16 protein-coding genes and 3 pseudogenes are annotated in these 21,849 nt (G+C 34.6%); 14 read left to right on the forward strand and 5 right to left on the reverse strand.

Going from position 1 to position 21,849, the window contains the following annotated elements; translation table 11 throughout:
- The 9 genes from rsxE (at position 1) to D4A81_RS04730 (ending at position 13,324) form a co-directional block, all read left to right on the forward strand.
- The gene (gene rsxE, locus D4A81_RS04685; protein WP_111525388.1) at positions 1–825 is read left to right on the forward strand and encodes an electron transport complex subunit RsxE; all 825 of its coding nucleotides are present in this window, start codon (positions 1–3) and stop codon (positions 823–825) included.
- Positions 825–1,400: an electron transport complex subunit RsxA gene (gene rsxA / locus D4A81_RS04690; RefSeq protein WP_111525389.1), complete on the forward strand. Its 576-nt coding sequence runs from the start codon at positions 825–827 to the stop codon at positions 1,398–1,400. The genes rsxE and rsxA overlap by 1 nt, the downstream gene beginning before the upstream one ends.
- Positions 1,401–1,411: 11 nt before the next feature.
- Positions 1,412–2,227 (forward strand): RnfABCDGE type electron transport complex subunit B, encoded by an 816-nt coding sequence (locus D4A81_RS04695; RefSeq protein ID WP_111525390.1) that lies wholly within the window; start codon positions 1,412–1,414, stop codon positions 2,225–2,227.
- An 884-nt stretch (positions 2,228–3,111) separates the two neighbouring features.
- A complete protein-coding gene (ileS, locus tag D4A81_RS04700) occupies positions 3,112–6,225 on the forward strand; it encodes an isoleucine--tRNA ligase (RefSeq protein ID WP_111525391.1) in 3,114 nt (1,037 codons plus the stop codon).
- Positions 6,226–6,236: 11 nt separating this feature from the next.
- Positions 6,237–8,693, forward strand: coding sequence for a glycogen/starch/alpha-glucan phosphorylase (locus D4A81_RS04705; RefSeq protein ID WP_111525392.1), 2,457 nt, complete (start codon positions 6,237–6,239; stop codon positions 8,691–8,693).
- Positions 8,683–9,477 carry an HAD family hydrolase gene (locus tag D4A81_RS04710; RefSeq protein WP_111525393.1) on the forward strand — a complete coding sequence of 265 codons (795 nt, stop codon included), beginning with the start codon at positions 8,683–8,685 and terminating at the stop codon, positions 9,475–9,477. Before D4A81_RS04705 ends, D4A81_RS04710 begins: the two co-directional genes overlap by 11 nt.
- 99 nt (positions 9,478–9,576) lie before the next feature.
- Positions 9,577–11,355: an aminopeptidase P family protein gene (locus tag D4A81_RS04715; RefSeq protein ID WP_111525394.1), complete on the forward strand. Its 1,779-nt coding sequence runs from the start codon at positions 9,577–9,579 to the stop codon at positions 11,353–11,355.
- Complete coding sequence (gene rlmD, locus D4A81_RS04720; protein ID WP_111525395.1) at positions 11,325–12,779, forward strand: 23S rRNA (uracil(1939)-C(5))-methyltransferase RlmD; 1,455 nt, start codon at positions 11,325–11,327, stop codon at positions 12,777–12,779. Before D4A81_RS04715 ends, rlmD begins: the two co-directional genes overlap by 31 nt.
- 272 nt (positions 12,780–13,051) lie before the next feature.
- Positions 13,052–13,324 (forward strand): hypothetical protein, encoded by a 273-nt coding sequence (locus D4A81_RS04730; protein WP_111525397.1) that lies wholly within the window; start codon positions 13,052–13,054, stop codon positions 13,322–13,324.
- Between the two features lie 137 nt (positions 13,325–13,461).
- Here the strand turns inward: D4A81_RS04730 and istB are convergent.
- The 4 genes and pseudogenes from istB to D4A81_RS13785 form a co-directional block, all read right to left on the reverse strand.
- A pseudogene (gene istB / locus D4A81_RS04735) lies at positions 13,462–14,052 on the reverse strand (IS21-like element helper ATPase IstB).
- 29 nt (positions 14,053–14,081) lie between these two features.
- Complete coding sequence (locus tag D4A81_RS13875) at positions 14,082–14,357, reverse strand: Mu transposase domain-containing protein (protein ID WP_111525398.1); 276 nt, start codon at positions 14,355–14,357, stop codon at positions 14,082–14,084.
- A gap of 46 nt (positions 14,358–14,403) precedes the next feature.
- Entirely contained in the window at positions 14,404–15,273 is an 870-nt protein-coding gene (gene istA, locus D4A81_RS04740; protein WP_111525399.1) for an IS21 family transposase, read from the reverse strand.
- Positions 15,274–15,401: 128 nt separating this feature from the next.
- A pseudogene (locus D4A81_RS13785) lies at positions 15,402–15,485 on the reverse strand (transposase); the annotation flags it as partial.
- Between the two features lie 114 nt (positions 15,486–15,599).
- On the opposite strand from D4A81_RS13785, the gene D4A81_RS04750 reads away from it, so the two are divergent.
- Together D4A81_RS04750 and D4A81_RS04755 are read left to right on the forward strand one after the other, a co-directional pair.
- Entirely contained in the window at positions 15,600–16,199 is a 600-nt protein-coding gene (locus D4A81_RS04750) for a type IV toxin-antitoxin system AbiEi family antitoxin domain-containing protein (RefSeq protein ID WP_111525400.1), read from the forward strand.
- Positions 16,196–16,957 (forward strand): nucleotidyl transferase AbiEii/AbiGii toxin family protein, encoded by a 762-nt coding sequence (locus tag D4A81_RS04755; protein WP_242977712.1) that lies wholly within the window; start codon positions 16,196–16,198, stop codon positions 16,955–16,957. The genes D4A81_RS04750 and D4A81_RS04755 overlap by 4 nt, the downstream gene beginning before the upstream one ends.
- A 122-nt stretch (positions 16,958–17,079) precedes the next feature.
- Here the strand turns inward: D4A81_RS04755 and D4A81_RS13405 are convergent, their stop codons facing one another.
- The gene (locus D4A81_RS13405; RefSeq protein ID WP_242977716.1) at positions 17,080–17,232 is read right to left on the reverse strand and encodes a hypothetical protein; all 153 of its coding nucleotides are present in this window, start codon (positions 17,230–17,232) and stop codon (positions 17,080–17,082) included.
- Positions 17,233–17,393: 161 nt separating this feature from the next.
- Between D4A81_RS13405 and D4A81_RS04765 the strand changes: the two genes are divergently transcribed.
- The 3 genes and pseudogenes from D4A81_RS04765 to D4A81_RS04775 all read left to right on the forward strand — a co-directional run bounded on the left by D4A81_RS04765 (position 17,394) and on the right by D4A81_RS04775 (position 21,847).
- Positions 17,394–17,966, forward strand: coding sequence for a TetR/AcrR family transcriptional regulator (locus D4A81_RS04765; RefSeq protein WP_111525401.1), 573 nt, complete (start codon positions 17,394–17,396; stop codon positions 17,964–17,966).
- A 103-nt stretch (positions 17,967–18,069) separates the two neighbouring features.
- A pseudogene (locus tag D4A81_RS04770) lies at positions 18,070–19,788 on the forward strand (ABC transporter ATP-binding protein); the annotation flags it as partial.
- A 349-nt stretch (positions 19,789–20,137) separates the two neighbouring features.
- Positions 20,138–21,847: an ABC transporter ATP-binding protein gene (locus D4A81_RS04775; RefSeq protein ID WP_111525402.1), complete on the forward strand. Its 1,710-nt coding sequence runs from the start codon at positions 20,138–20,140 to the stop codon at positions 21,845–21,847.
- Positions 21,848–21,849: the final 2 nt, after the last annotated feature.

A 21,849-nucleotide genomic window follows, 5' to 3' on the forward strand; every position in this document is an offset into this window, starting at 1 on the left:
ATGAACAAGAATTTTGAGCGTTTATATAACGGTATAATCAAAGAAAATCCTACCTTTGTTCTGATGCTTGGTATGTGTCCTACACTTGCTGTTACAACATCTGTAGTGAATGCTATAGGTATGGGACTTTCTACAACAGCCGTTTTGATGTTTTCAAATTTAATTATTTCTGCAATGAGAAATATAATACCGGACAGAGTAAGAATTCCGGCATTTATAGTAATAGTTGCTTCACTGGTTACAGTGGTACAGCTTTTGATGGAGGGTTATACACCTGCACTTTATAAGTCGCTGGGTATCTATATTCCTTTGATAGTTGTTAACTGTATTATTCTTGGTAGAGCTGAGAGCTATGCATCAAAGAATTCAGCAATCCTTTCATTCTTTGATGGTATAGGAATGGGACTTGGATTTACTATTGCTCTATCATGTATAGGTTTTGTAAGAGAGCTTCTTGGTAGCGGTACTATCTTAAAAGGTGTATTGCCCGCAGCATCTTTCCCAAACGGTATAGTAGCTATCCCTGAGGGATTTAGAATATCTATTTTTGTACTTGCACCCGGTGCATTCTTTGTGCTTGCATTTCTGTCAGCATTACAGAATTATTTTAAGGCACCAAGTGCTACAAATACGGGTAAAACCTCTGAAATAGCATGTGGTGGCAACTGTGCGGCATGCTTTGGAGAAAGTAAAGTGGAAAATCATAATGCTATAGATAAGGATATAGCAGAAAAAGAACTTGAAGCAAAGAGAAAGAAAGAAGAGGCTGTTGCAAAGGCAAAGGCCGCAAAAGAGAATGCAGCTAATGCAGGGGAGGGTAAATAATGACTCAACTGATTTTACTTTTAATTAGTGCAGCACTGGTAAACAATGTAGTGCTAAGTAGATTTTTGGGACTATGTCCTTTCCTCGGTGTATCAAAAAAGACTGAAACCTCTGTAGGTATGGGTGCAGCGGTTATATTCGTTATCACTCTGTCGAGTATGGCAGCCAGTCTTATTTATACAAATATTTTGATACCACTAAAGTTGGAATATTTACAGACAATAGTATTTATATTGGTTATAGCAGCTTTGGTACAGTTCGTTGAGATGGTTTTAAAGAAGAACATGCCATCACTCTATGAGGCACTTGGTGTATACCTTCCTCTTATTACAACTAACTGTGCAGTTCTTGGTGTAGCACTTGATAATGTTGCAAAAGAATATAACTTTGCACAGAGTTTGGTATATGGTGTTGGTACTGCCAGCGGTTTTGCTTTGGCAATAGTATTGCTTTCAGGTGTGAGAGAGAAGATCGAAAATAATGATATACCTCATACTGTAGAAGGTATGCCTATTGTTTTGATTACAGCAGGTCTTATGGCAATAGCATTTACAGGTTTCTCAGGACTTATTTAGGAGGATAGAATATGAGTGGAGTAATTATTGCAGCAGCAGTAGTTGGTATAGTCGGTATTCTTATTGGTCTCCTACTTGGAGTTGCCAGTGAGAAGTTTAAAGTAGAAGTAGATGAAAAAGAAATAGCAGTTAGAGAAGCGTTGCCCGGAAATAACTGTGGTGGTTGTGGATATCCCGGTTGTGACGGTCTAGCAAAGGCTATTGCAGCAGGAGAAGCTCCTGTAAATAAATGTCCTGTAGGTGGACCTCCGGTAGCAGCCATTATCGGAGAGATAATGGGAGTAAGTGCAGGAGAGGCTGTTAAGCAGGTTGCATTTGTTAAATGTAAGGGAACTTGTGATAAGGCAAAGCAGAACTTTACATATTTTGGAATTACAGATTGTAATTCTGCTATGAATGTTCCGGGTCAGGGCGGTAAAGCCTGCGGCTATGGTTGTATGGGATTTGGTTCATGTGTGAAGGCATGTGAGTTTGATGCTATTCATATAGTAGACGGTATAGCACTGGTAGATAGTGATAAATGTGTGGCTTGTGGTAAATGTGTGGAAGCTTGCCCTAAGAAACTTATTGATCTGGTACCTTATGAGACTTATACTTTTGTACAATGTAATTCTCAGGATAAGGGTAAGGCTGTTAAAGAAGTATGTGAGGTAGGCTGCATTGCATGTACTATGTGTGTAAAGGCATGTGAGAGCGATGCAATACATATGAATGGGAATGTAGCACTTATTGACTATTCAAAATGTATAAATTGTGGAAAGTGTGCTGCAAAGTGTCCAACTAAGGTTATTAAAGTTGTTGATGGAAAGATGGCAATGACAGCATAATATATCTTTAAAAGGGGAGCTTACGAGTGTAAGCTCCTCTTTTTTATTATACTCTTGAGAATTCTGAAAATAATTTCAATATTTATGGTTATATCTTATGATAAAACAGCTATCTTTAGTGTTTCAAGTACAAAAAAACCACCCGGGAAAAGGTGGTTTAATATTTTTAGGGGGGCCGGACAGTTAAACTGTCCGGTATGAGTATGAAAAAGCTTTGTAGTTCCAGTAATTCTGAAACCTGCACTAGCTATTGCTAATGCTCTTATAATATAAAAAATAATTATGTCTATAATATGGAAAAAATATAAAAAAAATATAAAGAAAGAAAATAAAAAATAAAAAAGAAAATATATATGTTTATAAAAAATTTAGGTTACAAAAACACGGATTTTATACAAAAATTTCTGTTTAAAATTCAGAAAAAATGGAATGAAGTCTATAACAAAAATGCATAGGATAATATAACAGTTGCATTAGACATATTTATTAATTTACATTAACATAATAGAATATAATTCTTTAGATTTTAAAATGATAAATACTGTTATACCATTTTGCTTATACAAAAACTGAATTATTGTTTCCATAGCATTGACATAATATATACTAGTGTTTATAATATCCATTAGTCATAAAATAAAGACAGAGATGGAGAGAGTAGTCCTTGACAGAAGTTTTAGCGAGTCGGTGGTGGTGTGAGACCGGTATGGAGCTATGGATGAAGATCACTCCTGAGTCGCAATCTGAAATAATAGTAGGATTTGCCGGTTTCCCCGTTACAGGAGCACATATGATGGTATGTTGTAAAGGTGGTATATAAGTTTTGGCTTGTCCTGTTACAGGGCAGGCTTTTTTTATAGCCATCTTACAAAGAAAGGATTTTTATGTATAAGAAAGTGCCTACAGATCTGAAATTTGTAGAGAGAGAAAGAGAAGTTGAAAAGTTTTGGCGTGAAAACCATATTTTTGAGAAGAGTATTGAGGAGAGAAAAGATGCTCCAACATATATGTTCTATGATGGACCGCCTACAGCAAATGGAAAGCCACATATCGGACATGCATTGACCAGAGTTATCAAGGATATGATTCCAAGATACAGAACCATGAAGGGATACAAAGTTCCAAGAAAAGCAGGTTGGGATACACATGGACTTCCGGTAGAGATAGAAGTGGAAAAAGAGCTTGGAATCAACGGAAAAGAGCAGATAGAAAAGTATGGATTGGCACCATTTATTGAGAAATGTAAAGAATCAGTATGGAAATATAAGGGCATGTGGGAGGAGTTTTCAGATGTTATAGGTTTCTGGGCTGATATGAATGATCCGTATGTTACATATCATGATTCATATATAGAGTCAGAGTGGTGGGCTCTAAAGCAGATCTGGGATAAAGGACTTCTTTATAAGGGATTTAAGGTAGTACCATATTGTCCTAGATGTGGGACACCTCTTTCAAGCCATGAGGTAGCACAAGGATATAAGGATGTAAAAGAAAGATCAGCTATTGTAAGATTTAAGAAAAAGGATGAGGATGTTTATTTCTTAGCTTGGACAACAACACCTTGGACTTTACCAAGTAATGTGGCTCTTTGTGTAAATCCTGACGAAGATTATGTTAAGGTAAAGCAGAGAGATTATACATATATTCTTGCAAGTGCATTGGTTGAAACTGTTTTAAAAGAGGACTATACTGTACTAGAAACCTATAAGGGTAAGGATCTTGAAGGTATTGAATATGAGCCACTTTGGGGTGGGCTGAATATAAAAAGTAAAGCATGGTTTGTAGTATGTGACAACTATGTTACCTTGACAGATGGTACAGGTATAGTACATATCGCACCGGCATTTGGTGAGGATGACTCTAGGATAGGTAGAAACTACGATCTTCCATTTCTACAGTTTGTAGATGCACAGGGTAATCTCACAAAGGAAACAAAGTGGGAAGGTGTATTTGTAAAGGATGCTGACAAGCTTGTACTAAGAGATCTTGATGAAAACGGAAAGCTATTTGATGCACCCGTATTTGAGCATAGTTACCCACATTGCTGGAGATGTAATACACCGCTTATCTACTATGCAAGAGAATCTTGGTATATTAAGATGACTGCGGTTAAAGAAGATATAATAAGAAATAATAATACTATAAACTGGATTCCTGAGAGTATCGGAAAAGGCAGATTTGGTGACTGGCTTGAGAATATTCAGGACTGGGCAGTATCAAGAAATAGATATTGGGGAACACCTCTTAATGTATGGGTATGTGACTGCGGACATATGCATAGTATAGGAAGTGTTGAAGAGTTAAAGTCTATGTCAAATAACTGTCCTGACAATATAGAACTTCACAGACCATACATTGATGAAGTTACTATTCCATGTCCTGAGTGTGGTAAGGAGATGAGAAGGACTCCTGAAGTACTTGATGCATGGTTTGATTCAGGTTCTATGCCATTTGCACAGCACCACTATCCATTTGAAAATCAGGAGAAGTTTGAAGCACAGTTTCCGGCTGACTTTATTTCAGAGGCGGTAGATCAGACAAGAGGCTGGTTCTATTCACTTCTTGCTATATCTACTCTGATATTTAATAAAGCACCATACAAGAATGTTATTGTAATGGGACATGTGCAAGATGAAGACGGTCAAAAGATGAGTAAGTCAAAGGGAAATGCCGTAGATCCTATGGATGCACTCAACAAGTTCGGTGCAGATGCTATCAGATGGTATTTCTATGTAAACTCAGCGCCATGGCTTCCAAACAGATTCCATGATAAGGCTGTTGAGGAAGGACAGAGAAAGTTCCTAGGTACACTTTGGAATACTTATGCTTTCTATGTACTTTATGCCGATATTGACAGTTTCGATCCTACAAAGTATAGCTTAGAGTACGATAGACTTAGTGTAATGGATAAGTGGCTTTTATCAAAGCTTAATACATTGGTAAAGACAGTTGACGACTATTTGAACAATTATAAGATAACAGAGACTGCAAGAGCACTTCAGAGCTTCACAGATGATATGAGTAACTGGTATGTAAGAAGATGCAGAGAGAGATTCTGGGCAAAGGGAATGGAACAGGATAAGATAAATGCTTACATGACTTTGTATACAGCTCTTATTACTCTTTCAAAGATAGCTGCACCTATGATACCTTTTATGACAGAAGAAATTTATCAAAATCTTGTAAGAAGTGTAGATAAGAATGCTCCTGAAAGTATCCACTTAACAGACTTCCCGGCTGTTAATGAAGAGTTTATAGATAAGGACCTTGAGGTAAGTATGGACGAGGTACTTGACATAGTAGTACTTGGTAGAGCAGCAAGAAATTCAGCTAATATAAAGAACCGTCAGCCGATAGGAAATATGTATGTTAAGGCTGAGACTGTACTTGATCCATTCTATGTGGAGATCATAGAGGATGAGCTAAATGTCAAGGCTGTAGAGTTTAAGGATGATGTGGAAGAGTTTGTAAGCTACTCATTCAAGCCACAGCTAAAAACAGTTGGACCAAAGTATGGCAAGCTTTTAGGTAAGATAAAAGAGGCACTTGCTTCACTTGATGGCCATACAGCTATGAATTCATTGAATGAAACAGGAAGTCTTGAGTTTGATTTTGATGGTGAGAAAGTAAGTCTGGGAAGAGAAGACTTGCTTATAGAAACTGCAAAGAATGAAGACTTTGTAACAGAAACTGATAATAAGACTACAGTTGTACTTGATATAAGACTTGATGAAGCACTTATTGAAGAGGGTTTTGTGAGAGAACTGATTTCTAAAGTACAGACTATGAGAAAGGAAGCAGGATTTGAGGTAGTTGATCATATTTTGCTTTCACAAACAGGAAATGAGAGAATTGCTGAAATAATCAAGAAAAATGAAGCAGTAATCAAGAACGACACATTGGCAGATGAGATAGTATATAACAATGTAGAGGGATACACAAAAGATTGGAACTTGAACGGAGAGAACACATCCCTTGGAGTTAGTAAGAAAGGTTAGATGTACTTACAATGATGAACGCTAAGGAATTAAAAAAAGCTATAGAAGATAATGTAAAGGTATTATACAGAAAGACTATAGATGAGGCTAGTAAAGAGCAGGTTTTTTATGCTCTTTCCTATGCCATCAAAGACACCATCATAGATGAGTGGATTGCAACACATAAGGCATATGATGCTCAGGATGCAAAGATCTTATATTATTTATCAATGGAGTTTTTGATAGGTAGAGCACTTGGCAACAATATCATAAACCTTGGTGCAAGAAAAGAAGTAGCAGAGGTTATGGAGGAGCTTGGATTTGATCTTACAGATATAGAGGATCAGGAGAGCGATCCGGCCCTTGGAAACGGTGGTCTTGGTAGGCTTGCAGCATGTTTCCTTGATTCACTTGCAACTCTAAATTATCCTGCATATGGATGTGGTATAAGATATCGCTATGGTATGTTCAAACAAAAAATAGATAATGGATATCAAAAGGAAGTTCCGGATAACTGGATCAAGAACGGATATCCATTTGAGATAAAGAGAAGTGAATACTCATATATAGTTAAATTTGGCGGAAATGTCAGAGTAGAAAATTTAAATGGTAAAGAAAAGTTTATACATGAAAACTATGGTTCTGTAAGAGCAATTCCTTATGATATGCCTGTACTCGGATATGAGAACGGAATGGTAAACACACTTCGTATCTGGGATGCCGAGGCTATTACAAACTTCAGTCTTGAGCAGTTTGACAAGGGAGATTATCAAAAGGCTCTTGAGCAGGAGAATCTTGCAAAGACATTGGTAGAGGTACTTTATCCAAACGATAATCACTATGCAGGTAAAGAACTTAGATTAAAGCAGCAGTATTTCTTTATTTCAGCCAGCCTTCAAAGAGCGCTTGACAAGTTTAAAGAAAATCACAGCGATATACATGATTTACCGAAGAAGGTGGTATTCCAGTTAAACGATACTCATCCTACAGTAGCAATACCTGAGCTTATGAGACTCCTCTTAGATGAGGAAGGGTTAAGCTGGGATGATGCCTGGAAGATAACTACAGAGTGTATGGCATATACCAATCATACTATAATGGCGGAGGCACTTGAGAAGTGGCCTATCGATCTGTTTAAATCACTTCTTCCAAGAGTTTATCAAATCGTAGATGAGATAAACAGAAGATTTGTTGAGCAGATAAGAGCAAGATACCCACATAATTTTGCAGAAAAAGAAAAGAACATGGCAATACTTTACAACGGCCAGGTAAGAATGGCTTATATGGCTATTGTAGCAGGATTTTCCGTAAACGGTGTTGCAAGACTTCATACCGAGATTTTAAAAAATCAGGAGTTGAAAGATTTCTATGAGATGATGCCTGATAAGTTCAACAACAAGACAAACGGTATTACTCAAAGAAGATTCCTTGTTCATGCAAATCCTCTCTTAACCGATTGGATTACTAAGAAGCTTGGAACAGATAAGTTTATTACTGATTTACCGCTTTTGGCAGGTCTTAAGGATTATTTGGATGATGAGACAGCTCTGGCTGAGTTCATGGAGATAAAGTATCAAAATAAATTAAGGCTTGTAAAGTACATTAAGGAGCACAATGGAATAGATATAGATCCTAATTCTATCTTTGATGTACAGGTAAAGAGATTACATGAGTACAAGCGTCAGCTTTTGAACATTTTACATGTAATGTATCTTTACAATAAGCTTAAAAATGATGAGAACTTTGATATGTATCCAAGAACCTTTATATTTGGAGCTAAGGCAGCAGCCGGATATAGAAGAGCAAAGCAGACCATAAAGCTTATCAACTCTGTGGCAGATGTTATCAACAATGACAAGAGCATTGATGGTAAGATAAAAGTAGTTTTCATAGAGGATTATAAGGTTTCAAGTGCAGAAATTATCTTTGCGGCAGCAGATGTAAGTGAGCAGATATCTACTGCAAGTAAAGAGGCTTCAGGTACAGGAAATATGAAGTTTATGTTAAATGGTGCACCTACTATAGGTACTATGGATGGTGCAAATGTAGAGATAGTAGAGGAAGTTGGAAAAGAGAATGCATTTATTTTCGGACTTTCTTCTGATGAGGTAATAGCTTTTGAGAAGAATCACAACTATGATCCTGTATCTATCTTCAACAATGACAGTGAAATCAGGACAGTACTTATGCAGCTTGTAAACGGATTCTATTCTCCTGAAAACACAGAGGAATTTAGAGAGATTTATGATTCACTATTAAAGAGCCATGGACATGATAGAGCAGATACATACTTTATCTTAAAGGACTTTAGAAGCTATGCACAGGCACATGAAGATGTAGATAAAGCTTATAGAGATAAGAAGAGATGGGCGAAGATGGCACTTACACAGACAGCAAATGTGGGTAAGTTCTCATCAGACAGAACCATTGAAGAATATGTAAAAGATATTTGGCATTTAAGTAAATTAAGGTTGGATAATGCAAAATAAAAAAATTTTTAGTTTTGATATTGATATGACATTGCTTGACCACAAGGATTATAAGATTACACCTTCTGCTCTCTTAGCTATAGAAAGCTTAAGAGAACAGGGGCATATCATAGTCCTTGCCACAGGTAGAAATCCTGAGAATACTGATAGTAAGCAATTTGTAGATATAGTAAATCCTGATGCAGTGATTGGATTAAACGGAACTTTGGTAAAAGTAGGAGAAGAAAAGATATTCGAACATTTCTTTGACAAAGAAGTTCTAAGAGGCTTAGCAAAGTATGTGGAAGGAAAAGAATGTTCTATTGGTTTGACATTGGAAGACAAAGATTATTTTTTTAATCCACATATAATAGATGCATATGATTTTAAAAGATGGGGACAACACTTTAGAAATTTCTGTCCTCCTGAGGAATTATTTAATCTTCCGATAAGAACATTGACCTATGTAGGTCCAAAGGAATGGGTTAAAGATATAGAAGAAAGGTTTCCTACTTTGAAGCTTCCTCTTTTTGCCGGTATGTTTGGTGCTGATGTTATAGAAAAAGTTGCAAGCAAGGCTGAAGGCTTAAAGTTATTATGCAAATACTTTAGTATTGATATTAAGGATACTGTTGCCTTTGGAGATTCTATGAATGATAAAGAAATCTTATATGAGTCCGGATTTGGCATAGCCATGGGTAATTCAATAGAGGAACTAAAACAATATGCAGACTTTGTCACTGATGATATAGCTGATGATGGAGTTTTTAATGCATTAGAAAAATTTGGCTTTATATATACTTAATAAATATAGGTAATAGCTCTGTAAATAAGGTTATAGGTTGGTATGATACTTACCGGATAAACTTAGCTTTTACAGAGCTTTTACAAAAGGAGCATTATTATGAAACAGACGATTGTTGATTTAAGAAGAGTAATGCAAAGAGAGGGGATAGACGCATGGATATCCCCTTCTTCTGATGCACATCAAAGTGAATATCCTACAGAATATGATAAATGTAGGAGGTTTCTTAGCGGTTTTACAGGTAGTGCAGGTACACTTTTGGTAATGATGGAAGAGGCCTATCTTTGGACTGATGGAAGATATTTTTTGCAGGCAGAGAGTGAGCTTAAAGATTCCGGTATTACACTTATGAAAATGGGAGAGCTCGGAGTACCAAGTCTGGATGAGCTTTTGGAAGAAAAGATGAAAAAGGATGAGGTACTTGGATTTAACGGATCACTCCTAAGTTTTTCAGAAGGAAAGGTTATTGCAAACAAGGTTGTAAAAAAAGGTGTGAAACTGGCAATTGGAAAAGAAATTACTAATGAGGTATGGACTGATAGACCTAAAAGGCCGCATACAAAGGTATTTATTTTAGAAGACAAATATGCCGGAAAGTCAGCAAGTAAAAAGATAAGTGAAGTAAGAGAGAGAATGAATGGTAAGGATTTATTAATAGTATCATCATTGTCAGATATTGCTTGGCTGACAAACTTGAGAGCTTTTGATATACAGTGTAATCCTTTATTTCTGTCTTATTTTATACTTGAAATGGATAAGGCAATATTATTTATTCAAGAAGAGTCTCTAAGTGATGATGTTAGAGAATATCTGAGTAATAACGGTATAGGGATAAAGCCTTATGATGATTTTGATAAAAGTGTTGCAGCTATTAAGAGTAGGCAAATAATGTTTGATGAGGCGGATGTCAGCTATAAGACATTTATTTCCATAAGTAAAAAAGATAATGCAAACAAGCTTTATAATGTACTTAGTCCGGTAACATATTTAAAAAACATCAAAAACGATATAGAAGTTTCAAATATGAAAAAATCTCATATCAGAGATGGTGTTTATATGGCTAAGTATATGTATTGGTTAAAGCAGCAGATTAAAAATGGTGCTAAGCTTACAGAAAAGACAGCTTCAGATTATCTTGACGATTTAAGAAGAGGTGATGAACTATTTCTTGACTTAAGCTTCCCTACCATATCAGGGTATGCAGAAAATGGTGCAATAGTACATTATGAAGCAGAGTATGATACAGCAAAAGAACTTGAAGCAAAGGGTCTATATCTTTTTGACTCAGGTGCTACATATATGGATGGTACTACTGATGTTACAAGGACTATTTCTCTTGGAGAAAACACCTATGAAGAGAGACTCCACTATACTTTAGTAACTATTGGAATGCTGCGACTTTTAAACACTACATTTAAGAGAGGAGCTATAGGTGCCTGCCTTGATATAAAGGCAAGAGAGGCACTTTGGGAGTATGGACTTGACTACAACCATGGTACAGGTCATGGAGTAGGATTCGTAAATACAGTACATGAGGCACCTACATCTATAAGGAATAAGATTAACAAAGATTTATATAGAAATCTTGAGTTTGAGCCCGGTATGATAATGAGTGACGAGCCGGGAGTATATATAAGTGGTAAACATGGTATAAGAATGGAAATTTTGATGACCGTAGTAGAAAAACAGGATGGCTTCCTTGGATTTGAAAGTCTTACCATGGCACCTATCGACAATGAGCCGCTCTTAGTGGAAGTAATGACAAAGAGAGATATAGAGCTTTATAATAAATATCAAAAACAGGTCTATGAGGCTATATCCTATGGACTTAGTGAAGAAGAGAAATTATGGCTGAAAGAATTAACAAAAGAAATATAAAAGTTTCTAAGGAGCAAAAATGTGCAGTTGCCAAAAAATGTGGCGGATGTGATTATATAAACAGTTCATATAATAAGCATGTCAAGGAGAAACTTGATATTGCAAATTCTTTGATAAAAAAATATGGTAAATTTGATGGGATTGTCTCAATGAGCAATCCCTATCATTATAGGAATAAGGTAAGTGCAGTTTTTGGCTTTGAAAATAAGAAAATTATTGCCGGTACTTATCAGAAGAACTCCCATAGAGTGGTTGATACAAAAAACTGTCTTATTGAAGATGAGAAAGCAAGCAGTATTATACAGACCATCAAGAAAATGTGTGTATCATTTAAAATCAAGGCATATGATGAAGACAGTGGTTTTGGATTCTTGCGCCATGTTCTAATTCGTGTAGGCAAGAAAAGCGGTCAGATTATGGTTGTTTTGGTGACCTCAAATGTAATCTTTCCAAATAAGAATGCTTTTATCAAGGTACTTAGAGGAGAACATCCGGAAATAACTACCATAGTGCAAAATATAAATAATAAAAACACAAGTATAGTACTTGGCGACAGGGAAATAGTGATGTATGGTAAGGGTTATATCATAGATGAGCTATGTGGCCTTAATTTTAAGATTTCACCAAAGTCATTCTATCAGGTAAATAGAGAGCAGACAGAAAAGCTTTATTCTCAAGCAATAGAGTATGCAGACTTAAAAGATGATGAAGTGCTATTGGATGCTTACTCCGGAATAGGAACAATAGGACTGATTGCCTCAAAATCTGTTAAAGAAGTTATATCCGTAGAACTAAATAAAGATGCCCATAAAGATGCCATCACAAATGCTAAGATAAATAATATAAAGAATGTGAAATTCTATAATGCAGATGCAACAGCATTTATAAATGATTTGGCAGCAGCCAAAGAAAAAATAGATGTGGTAATCCTTGATCCGCCAAGAACCGGCTCTACAGAAGAGTTTATAGCAGCAGTAGGTAGGCTGAAGCCAAGGAAGGTGGTATATATCTCCTGCAATCCGGAGACACTTGCAAGAGATCTGGAAAGCTTTAAAAAGCAAAGATATGGGTTTGAGAAGGGAAAGTTATTTGACTGCTTTTGCCATACGGGTCATGTGGAGGGGGTAGCATTATTGTCCAAACTTGATGTCGATAAGCATATAAGTGTTGAAGTAGAGCTGGATGAACTTGATTTGACAAGTGCTGAAAGTAAAGCGTCTTATGCACAAATTAAGGAATATATATTAGAAAAATTTGATTTAAAGGTTTCGACACTCTATATTGCACAGATTAAAAAGAAGTGTGGAATTGTACTGAGGGAGAATTATAATAAATCGAAAAAAGAGAAACAAGTTATTCCACAGTGTACACCTGAGAAAGAAGAAGCCATCATGGATGCGTTAAGGCACTTTAAAATGATTTAAGAGAAAGGGGATGTATTATATGAGGTGGATATTAAAGATAATTTTATTTCTAATAATATTACTTCTATCAATACTAATTTCTTTTCTAAAATTCATAATCAGTGTTAGTGGAATGATTTTAGGAATATTATCGTTCTTGGTGGTATTAGGTTCATTTACAGCACTTATACAAAAAGACGCAACTAAATTTGAATCAAAGAATAGATATGTATTTATCTATTTTGGATTAGTTAAAAAAGTAGTTAGACAACTAGATTTTTAAGGTGAAAATAATGAGTTTATCTGATAAATTATTTAATCAAATAAAGCAACTTTCTACTAATATTACAGAGGAGAATTATTATGCCTGTCACGAGCAGGGATATGATATTTTGAGTAAAATAAAGGATTTAGGTATCGAACAAGAGTATACATACAACCTGCTTTTTAAGTATTACAATAGTTTAGAGGATGGCTTGTCTAAAGAGTGGATTGCAGATCTGTTAGATTGTATATGCGGGTGGTGTGCTCCACATAAATACATTTGGGGGAATAGAGAGAAATAGCAACTCTGATTTGTTATAACTATTTTGTCGATTTGATCTTATGAGGAATAATATGGATTATATACATGATAGAAACAGCAACATACTATAAAGTGTCAAGTACTTATGTACAAAAAATCTTATATAAAAATGTACAATTATTCTGACTTAGTGATATAGTCCTTTACCCTGTATGAGCGACCATTAATACTAATTACATGTGAATGGTGAAGGACTCTATCCAGTATGGCATTAGCTACCACAGCATCATAAAATACGCTATCTCAATTAGAAAAGTTTATATTTGTAGTTAATATAGTGCTCTTCTTTTCGTATCTCATATCAATTAATTGAAAGAATAGATTAGAATCCTCTTTATCTATGGGTAAATACCCCAGTTCATCAATAATAAGCAGTTTGTATCTATTAAGATATTTCAACCTACTATCTAATCTATTTTCTACTTTTGCCCGCTTTAGTTGTTGTAGTAAATCGTGGCACTTAATAAAATATGTACTATACCTCTTTTTTGCAGCCACTATTCCTAATGATGTAGCGAGGTGTGTTTTTCTCACACCACTGCTATCTAAAAACACTATGTTTTTTAATTCTTCTATGAACTTCAATGATGTTAACTCTAATATCTCTTGCTTATTTAGCTTTGGTTGAAAGTCAAAATCGTAGTCCTCTATTGTTTTTATAAATGGAAATGCCGCTGCCTTAATCATTGATTTTGACGCTACTTCCACTTTATTATCAAGTTCATAATTGCACAACTTTAATAGACCATCAGAAAATGATAGCTTAGTTTATTATTAGAAATTTGATGTACAGTTACAAGGGTTGTGTTATAATAAGCGTGTATGTAGCAATCATACTCCTGTGCTATGAGGGATTTTCCAATATAATCCATTGGTACAGAATACTGATTGCCACCATAGTTAATCATACTTGATGAATTAACTTTCAATGGCTTTGTGGCTATTTGATAGGGCTTTCTTATTGATTTCATTGGTAGTGGCAGTAAGGAAGCTTTTTCTTTATTAAAATACATTACCGGAATAATACCTGTATCCTTTATTACATTAGTATTTACTCTATTATTTATTTTTAACTACAAGTTTGTGTAAACCATCGTAGTCTAATGTTACACTATATGCTCGTATTTCATCAAGAATTTTCATAGGTGCCTCTACCTTTGCTTTTGTCCTAGGCCTTCCTGCAATACATGGCTTAACTATAAATCCATAATCATCTGCAAACTGTTTAAATTTAGTATTTACTTTGCCGGCAGAATTTTCCGTCCTTGCCTCGCTCATAACAGTACTCATGTTATCCGTTAGTATCTCTTTTGGTACACCACCAAATACTTCAAAAGCATCATCTAGAAAGTTAAATAGCACATCCTGGCTCATTGATAGTCTATATACTCGAAATCTTGAGTATGAAAGTAAGAGTACAAAAACATTAACAACTATAGTTTCCCCATTTGTAAGCACAAATTTAATGGATTCCTTCCAGTCTAGTTGTGCTTGCTGTCCTATATCGGTTTCATATCTTAATGTAACTTGATTTACATTTGATGATCTCCTTCGTTTAAAGTAATCCTCAAATTCACTATATTTTTTAATATAAGCACAAAAATTCACATAGTTGCCTGTGTAGGAATAGTTATCTACAAGGTACTGCCATAAAATAGATTTATAATAAAAAATACGAGAATCAGACGGCTCTAGTAGTTCATTTATTATTTCATAGTATGGTGTAATGCAATTATCCTGATCCTTAGATTTAGACTTACTAAATCCCTTTATATATTTATCAACAGTACGCCTATCTACCCCCAGTTCCCTACCGATTTGACTTTTATTTATTTTCAACATACCTCCCTCTAGTAGTGGTCTTAGTTTATATAGACTTTTTAGTGAATCTATCTTCAAGTCAGTAATGTTATCTGATTTTATAATCATATGAGCTCCTCCTATTTAGCTCATCTATAATAACATTTGTACATTTTTATTTAATACTATTTGTACATAAATAATTATAACTTTATATTCCTAAAATATGTAAAGTTACGTACACCATAATATATTCATTTAAGTACCTTTATCTTATTATTAAACCCTTCTGTAGGGCCATTTGATATATGTCGATAATTAAGTGAATCTAAGATGTATTTGTATAGGGAAAAAACTCTGATTGTCTTGTTATATGACCAGCTCTTCTTTTGTTCGAATATTGACTTTTGTTCTTATAAAAACTATAATTTAAGAACAAAAAGGCGGTGATAAAAATGAGTAAAAGGGAACTCCTGTTAAAAAAAATAAAAGAAAATAATGGGATTATAACTACCAAAGAAGCCCTAAATTTTGGTATTCATAAAGATATACTAAAAGAATTAACCATAAAAGAAGAACTTGAAAAAATAGCAAATGGACTCTATGCACTTCCGGGTGAGAATATCGATGAGTATCTTTATTTCGCATATAGAATACCCAAAGGTATTTTTTCACACGAAACAGCGGCGTATTTACAAGGATTATCAACAAGAATGCCTCTTGTTTATGTGATGACTGTAAAGGCAGGAGATAATGTCAGCAGAGTTAAGGCGGCAAGAGATAATATTATTTTTAAGTATGTAAAAATAGATTATTACGATATTGGGAAAATAACTATAACCGGTCCTTTTGGCAGAGAAATATCAGTGTATGACAAAGAAAGAACTATGCTTGATATTATCAAAGATAAGGACAGAATAGATGCACAAGTATTTAGCGAGTCAATAAAATCTTACTTTGCAAGTAAGGAGAAAAATTTATTAAAACTGTCGAAATATGCTGTTAAGATGAATATGGAGCAAGCTTTAAAACGATATACGGAGGTGCTGTTATGAAAACATCGGAACAGATAAAAGGAGCGATTAGGAACATATCTAAGAAAACAGGAGTTAATCCTAACTCTCTGCTTCAGATGTGCTTATTTGAAGGAATACTTGAAAAACTCTCCAAATCAAAATATAGTGAGAATTTTATATTAAAAGGAGGACTTCTTATATCCTCTCTCATCGGTGTTGATATGCGCAGTACAATGGATATGGATACTACGATTAGAGGAATTCCACTAAATGAAGAGTCTATAACAAAAATCTTAAATGAAATATTGGCGATTAAAATTGATGTAGATATTGAATATAATCTGATTAAATTATTGCCAATAAGACAGGAAGATGTGTATGAAGATTTTTGTGCAAGCATATCCTGCATTTTTGGGAAAATAAATGCAACCTTAAATATAGATATAACGACAGGAGATGTTATTACTCCAAGAGAAATGAATTATTCCTATTCAAAAATCTTAGAAGAAGGTACAATACCGATTATGACTTATACCATAGAAACTATACTTGCTGAAAAATTTGAAACCATTTCAAGCAGAAATATTACCACAACAAGAGCAAGGGATTTCTATGATTTGTATATGATATACAGCATTTATAAAGATAAAATTGATAAAGACATATTAAGAAACGCAATAGAAAGAACGAGCAAACACAGATGTTCTCTTGAAACAGCATTACAGTATAAGGAAATAGTAGAGTTGTTCAGAGAAAGTGAAATACTAAAAGAACTATGGAAAAAATACACAGAATAACCCTTATGCTAAAGATGTTGATTTCTTAGATACTATATCAATCTATGAAGAAATAGGTTCTGTATTAAATGTGAATGACGATAATAAATAGTCTTATGGTTGGTGTGAGCTTTAGGGCTACATCAGATTTTTTTATTTGTATAATCAAGGAGAAAAAAGAGAAGATAAAGATTATCTCTCCATCCTTTACCCATATAGATTCCATAGTTTTTGCCTATCTTGTAAAGTTCTTCCATTGTGGATTTTGAGGAAGAATGTTCACTCTCTTTTTTCATATCGACTATGTCCTCTTTGTAGATAACACCGGTAGAATTTTTGAATTTGTTATTAAATTATACCATAAGAACGCCATAATTTCCACATGTAACTTGACAAATATTGAATTTTAATTTATTATTAAATATAAATTCAGTATTGGGATAGAAAGAGGTGTGCAATGGCACAAGTATTAAAAGAAGAAGTTAGAAATAGAATACTCGAAGCAGCAGAAAAAGTATTTTATAAAAGGGATTATAGAGGTGCCAAATTAACAGAAATTGCAAAAGAAGCAGATATTCCTGTAGCACTCATTTATACCTATTTCAAAAATAAAGAAGTTTTGTTTGATGCAGTAGTAAGTTCTGTTTATATAAACTTCGAGTCAGCTTTTAATGAGGAAGAATCTTTGGAAAAAGGTTCTGCTTCTGAAAGGTTTGATGAAGTTGGAGAAAATTATATTCATGAACTTTTAAAAGAGCGTAAGAAGTTAATTATTTTAATGGATAAAAGTTCAGGTACAATGCATACAGAAGCAAAACAAAAACTCATATCACAAATGCAGGTTCATATTGAAGTAAGTTTAAAAAGACAATCAAAACAGGAATATGATCCAATGCTTGCCCATATTTTAGCCAGTAACTTTACAGAGGGGCTTCTTGAAATAGCAAGGCACTACCAAAGTGAAAAGTGGGCAAAAGATATGCTAAAACTTATTGCAAGGTGTTATTACAAGGGAGTGGAATCACTGTAATCAGCACTAAAAAATAGACTTTGCGTAATCAGCAAAGTCTTACTTTAAACCTTAATACTGAATTATAATTCAATATTATTCAATTTTGAAAGGAGAGTTGTTCATGCCGGAAAAAGAATTAAGAAAAAAAGTGATTGGGAAAAATGGTTTAGCGGGTTCACTTCTTGCTTTAAAAATAGTATTTGATTTGATACCACAAATCTTACTTGTATATTTGATTAGTTCTTTAATCACAAACAATATTAACGAAGGTAATTTAAAGTATATATTCTTGGGAATCTTTATATCGTTTGTATTAAAAGGCGTGTTTTACTATTTTGCAACAAAGGTTGCCCATGAGAAAGCATACGAAAAATTGACAGAACTTAGGATAGATATTATCGGGCATCTAAAAAAACTAAGTTTGGGATTCTTCAAAGAACATAATACAGGGGAGCTTACGAACATTGTTCAGCATGATGTGGAGCAAGTGGAAGTATACCTTGCTCATGGTCTTCCTGAAATAATGGTAGTTACGCTTCTGCCTACCATTATTTTCATAGCTATGATTTTTGTAGACTGGCGTCTTGCTCTTGGAATGATCGCCGGAGTTCCACTCATGTATTTGGTAAAAGTTCTTTCACAGAAAACAATGGATAAGAACTTTGCTATTTACTTTAACCATGAAAACAAGATGAGAGAAGAATTGATGGAATATGTAAAAAATATCTCTGTGATTAAGGCTTTTGCTAAAGAAGAGGAGATTAGCGAAAGAACATTAAAAACGGCAAGAGAGTATATTTACTGGGTTAAAAAGAGCATGGGAGCAATTACAATTCCAATGGGACTCATTGACATATTTATGGAAATTGGAGTAGTTATTGTCATGATTTTGGGAAGTATATTTCTTTATTATGGAGAAATAACAACACCTAAATTTATACTCGCAATTATTCTATCATCTGCGTTTACAGCATCTATAAGCAAGACAGCCACTCTACAACATTTTTCTATTGTGTTTAAGGAGGCATTAAAGGCGATTGGAAAAGTTTTAACAGTTCCACTTCCAAACAAAAAGATAGAACAAGGTTTAGAATTTGGAAACATAGAATTTAAAAATGTGAATTTTGCATACGGAAAAGATGGATTTGAGCTTAAAAATATCAATTTGACTTTTAAGAAAAATAGTTTGAATGCCTTTGTAGGGGCAAGCGGTTGTGGGAAAAGTACAGTATCCAATTTGCTTATGGGATTTTGGGATGCAGACGAAGGACAAATACTAATAAATGGAAAAGACATAAAAGAATATAGTCAAGAAAATATCTCAATGTTGATTGGTAGTGTCGGGCAAGAAGTCATCCTTTTCGGTTTAAGTATTTTTGACAATATTGCCATCGGGAAACTTAATGCGACAAAAGAAGAAGTCATAGAAGCTGCCAAAAAAGCGAGATGTCATGACTTTATTTCAGCATTGCCAAATGGATATGAAACACGAGTAGGTGAAATGGGAGTTAAGTTATCCGGTGGAGAAAAACAAAGAATCTCTATTGCAAGAATGATACTGAAAAATGCACCGATTTTAATATTAGATGAGGCAATGGCAGCTGTTGATAGTGAAAATGAAAGACTAATCGGTGAAGCGATTGATGATTTAAGTAAGGATAAAACCATCATTACAATTGCTCATCATCTAAATACGATTAGAGGTTCAGACCAAATTATAGTTATGGATAAGGGTGTTGTTCTTGATGCAGGAAGCCATGAAGAGTTGATGAAAAGATGTGATTTTTATAAGGATATGGTTGATGCACAGAACAAAGTTGATAGATGGAATTTGAAAGACGAAAGTCTTTCACGAGCAAGGAACGGAGTGGATTGCGAGTGTATCAACGAAAGTCTTTCACGAGCAAGGAACGGAGTGGATTGCGAGTGTATCAACGAAAGTCTTTCACGAGCAAGGAACGGAGTGGATTGCGAGTGTATCAACGATAGTCTTTCACGAGCAAGGAACGGAGTGGATTGCGAGTGTATCAACGATAGTCTTTCACGAGCAAGGAACGGAGTGGATTGCGAGTGTATCAACGATAGTCTTTCACGAGCAAGGAATGGAGTGGATTGCGAGTGTATCAACGATAGTCTTTCACGAGCAAGAAACGAAGTGGATTGCGAGTGTACGGAGGTGGTAACAGAAAATGTTTAGAGAAATGTTAAAACTACTTACAAAAACCGGCAAGAGAGATTTGATTATATCAAGTGTCTTCTTTGCCCTTTATGGACTAAGCTCCATAGCCATGATTGTCATCGTATTTTCTATACTGTTCCAAATCTTTGATGGAACGAGCTTAGCAAGCCTATATAAATATTTTATTGCGATTGGATTACTTGTAGTCTTCAAAGGTATTTGTAATATGGTCGCAGATATGAAAAAGCATAGTGCAGGTTTTGATATTGTTCAGCAAATCAGAGAACGCATGATTATCAAATTAAAGAAATTTAGTTTGGGATTTTATACCAATGAAAGACTGGGAGAGATCAATACAATTTTACACAAAGATGTTGATAATATGTCCCTTGTTGTAGGACATATGTGGTCGAGAATGTTTGGTGATTTTTTGATAGGTGCAGTCGTATTTGTTGGTCTTGCAAGTATTGATTTCAAACTTTCTATTTTTATGGCTTTATCTGTTCCGATTGCACTTATCTTTCTATATCTGACAATTAAGCAATCCGAAAAAATAGAAAATCAGAACAACTTAAGCCTTCTTGATATGGTTAGCTTATTTGTTGAATATGTGAGAGGAATACCTGTATTAAAGAGTTTTGGGGAGAATAAGAGCTTGGATAATGAGCTTATGAATAAAACAAAGAAGTTTGGAGAAACAAGTAAATCAGCTTCAAGATTTAAGGCAAAACAATTATCTATATTTGGGTTTTTACTGGATATTGGATATTTAATTCTTTTAATTGCAGGAACAATATTTGTTGTAAAGGGAAATCTTGATGTACTTAATTTTATTATCTTTGCGGTAATTTCAAAAGAGTTTTATAAGCCGTTCGCTTCTATGGAACAACACTATATGTATTATGTTTCGGCGGTAGACAGCTATGAGAGACTTTCAAGAATTTTATATGCAGATGTAATCCCGGATAAAGTGAATGGAACTGTTCCGAAAGATAATGATATAGCTTTTGAAAACATAGATTTTTCTTATGAAAAAGATGAATTTAAAATGGAAAAATTGAGCTTTTCTATTGCTGAAAAACGGGTGACAGCCTTAGTTGGAGAATCAGGTAGTGGAAAGACTACTATAACCAACTTGCTTCTAAGATTTTATGATGTGCATAAAGGGAAAATTACACTTGGAGGAGTTGATATAAGGGATATTCCTTATGATGAACTTTTGGATCGTATCAGCATTGTCATGCAGAATGTTCAACTGTTTGATAACACGATTGAAGAAAATATCAGAGTAGGTAAAAAAGGAGCTACAAAAGAAGAAATCATTGAAGCTGCAAAGAAAGCAAGGATACATGATTTCATTATGAGTTTACCAAAAGGTTATGAAACGGATATTGGCGAAAACGGCGGGCTTCTTTCAGGTGGACAAAGACAAAGAATATCTATTGCAAGAGCCTTTCTGAAAGACGCACCGATTTTAATTCTTGATGAAATGACAAGTAATGTTGATCCTGTAAATGAATCTTTGATACAAGATGCTATTACAGAACTTGCAAAGGATAGGACTGTACTTGTAGTGGCTCATCATTTAAAGACAATTCAAAAAGCTGACCAAATTCTCGTATTTCAAAAAGGCAGTTTACTTGAAAAAGGAAAGCATGGGGAACTTCTTGATAAAAATGGTTACTACACAAAATTATGGAAAGCTCAGTACGAGGTATAATC

The organism is Lachnoanaerobaculum umeaense (assembly GCF_003589745.1).
Taxonomy (GTDB): domain Bacteria; phylum Bacillota; class Clostridia; order Lachnospirales; family Lachnospiraceae; genus Lachnoanaerobaculum; species Lachnoanaerobaculum umeaense.

What these genes read in the sequence shown, in the direction of transcription:
- ileS (WP_111525391.1), top strand. Translation starts at nt 3,112, where the DNA reads ATGTATAAGAAAGTGCCTACAGATCTGAAATTTGTAGAGAGAGAAAGA.
- D4A81_RS13405 (WP_242977716.1), bottom strand. Translation starts at nt 17,232, where the DNA reads ATGAAAAAAGAGAGTGAACATTCTTCCTCAAAATCCACAATGGAAGAA.
- D4A81_RS04765 (WP_111525401.1), top strand. Translation starts at nt 17,394, where the DNA reads ATGGCACAAGTATTAAAAGAAGAAGTTAGAAATAGAATACTCGAAGCA.
- istA (WP_111525399.1), bottom strand. Translation starts at nt 15,273, where the DNA reads ATGATTATAAAATCAGATAACATTACTGACTTGAAGATAGATTCACTA.
- D4A81_RS04755 (WP_242977712.1), top strand. Translation starts at nt 16,196, where the DNA reads ATGAAAACATCGGAACAGATAAAAGGAGCGATTAGGAACATATCTAAG.
- D4A81_RS04750 (WP_111525400.1), top strand. Translation starts at nt 15,600, where the DNA reads ATGAGTAAAAGGGAACTCCTGTTAAAAAAAATAAAAGAAAATAATGGG.
- D4A81_RS04695 (WP_111525390.1), top strand. Translation starts at nt 1,412, where the DNA reads ATGAGTGGAGTAATTATTGCAGCAGCAGTAGTTGGTATAGTCGGTATT.
- D4A81_RS04730 (WP_111525397.1), top strand. Translation starts at nt 13,052, where the DNA reads ATGAGTTTATCTGATAAATTATTTAATCAAATAAAGCAACTTTCTACT.
- D4A81_RS04715 (WP_111525394.1), top strand. Translation starts at nt 9,577, where the DNA reads ATGAAACAGACGATTGTTGATTTAAGAAGAGTAATGCAAAGAGAGGGG.
- rsxE (WP_111525388.1), top strand. Translation starts at nt 1, where the DNA reads ATGAACAAGAATTTTGAGCGTTTATATAACGGTATAATCAAAGAAAAT.
- D4A81_RS04705 (WP_111525392.1), top strand. Translation starts at nt 6,237, where the DNA reads ATGATGAACGCTAAGGAATTAAAAAAAGCTATAGAAGATAATGTAAAG.
- D4A81_RS13875 (WP_111525398.1), bottom strand. Translation starts at nt 14,357, where the DNA reads ATGTATTTTAATAAAGAAAAAGCTTCCTTACTGCCACTACCAATGAAA.
- D4A81_RS04710 (WP_111525393.1), top strand. Translation starts at nt 8,683, where the DNA reads ATGCAAAATAAAAAAATTTTTAGTTTTGATATTGATATGACATTGCTT.
- D4A81_RS04775 (WP_111525402.1), top strand. Translation starts at nt 20,138, where the DNA reads ATGTTTAGAGAAATGTTAAAACTACTTACAAAAACCGGCAAGAGAGAT.
- rlmD (WP_111525395.1), top strand. Translation starts at nt 11,325, where the DNA reads ATGGCTGAAAGAATTAACAAAAGAAATATAAAAGTTTCTAAGGAGCAA.
- rsxA (WP_111525389.1), top strand. Translation starts at nt 825, where the DNA reads ATGACTCAACTGATTTTACTTTTAATTAGTGCAGCACTGGTAAACAAT.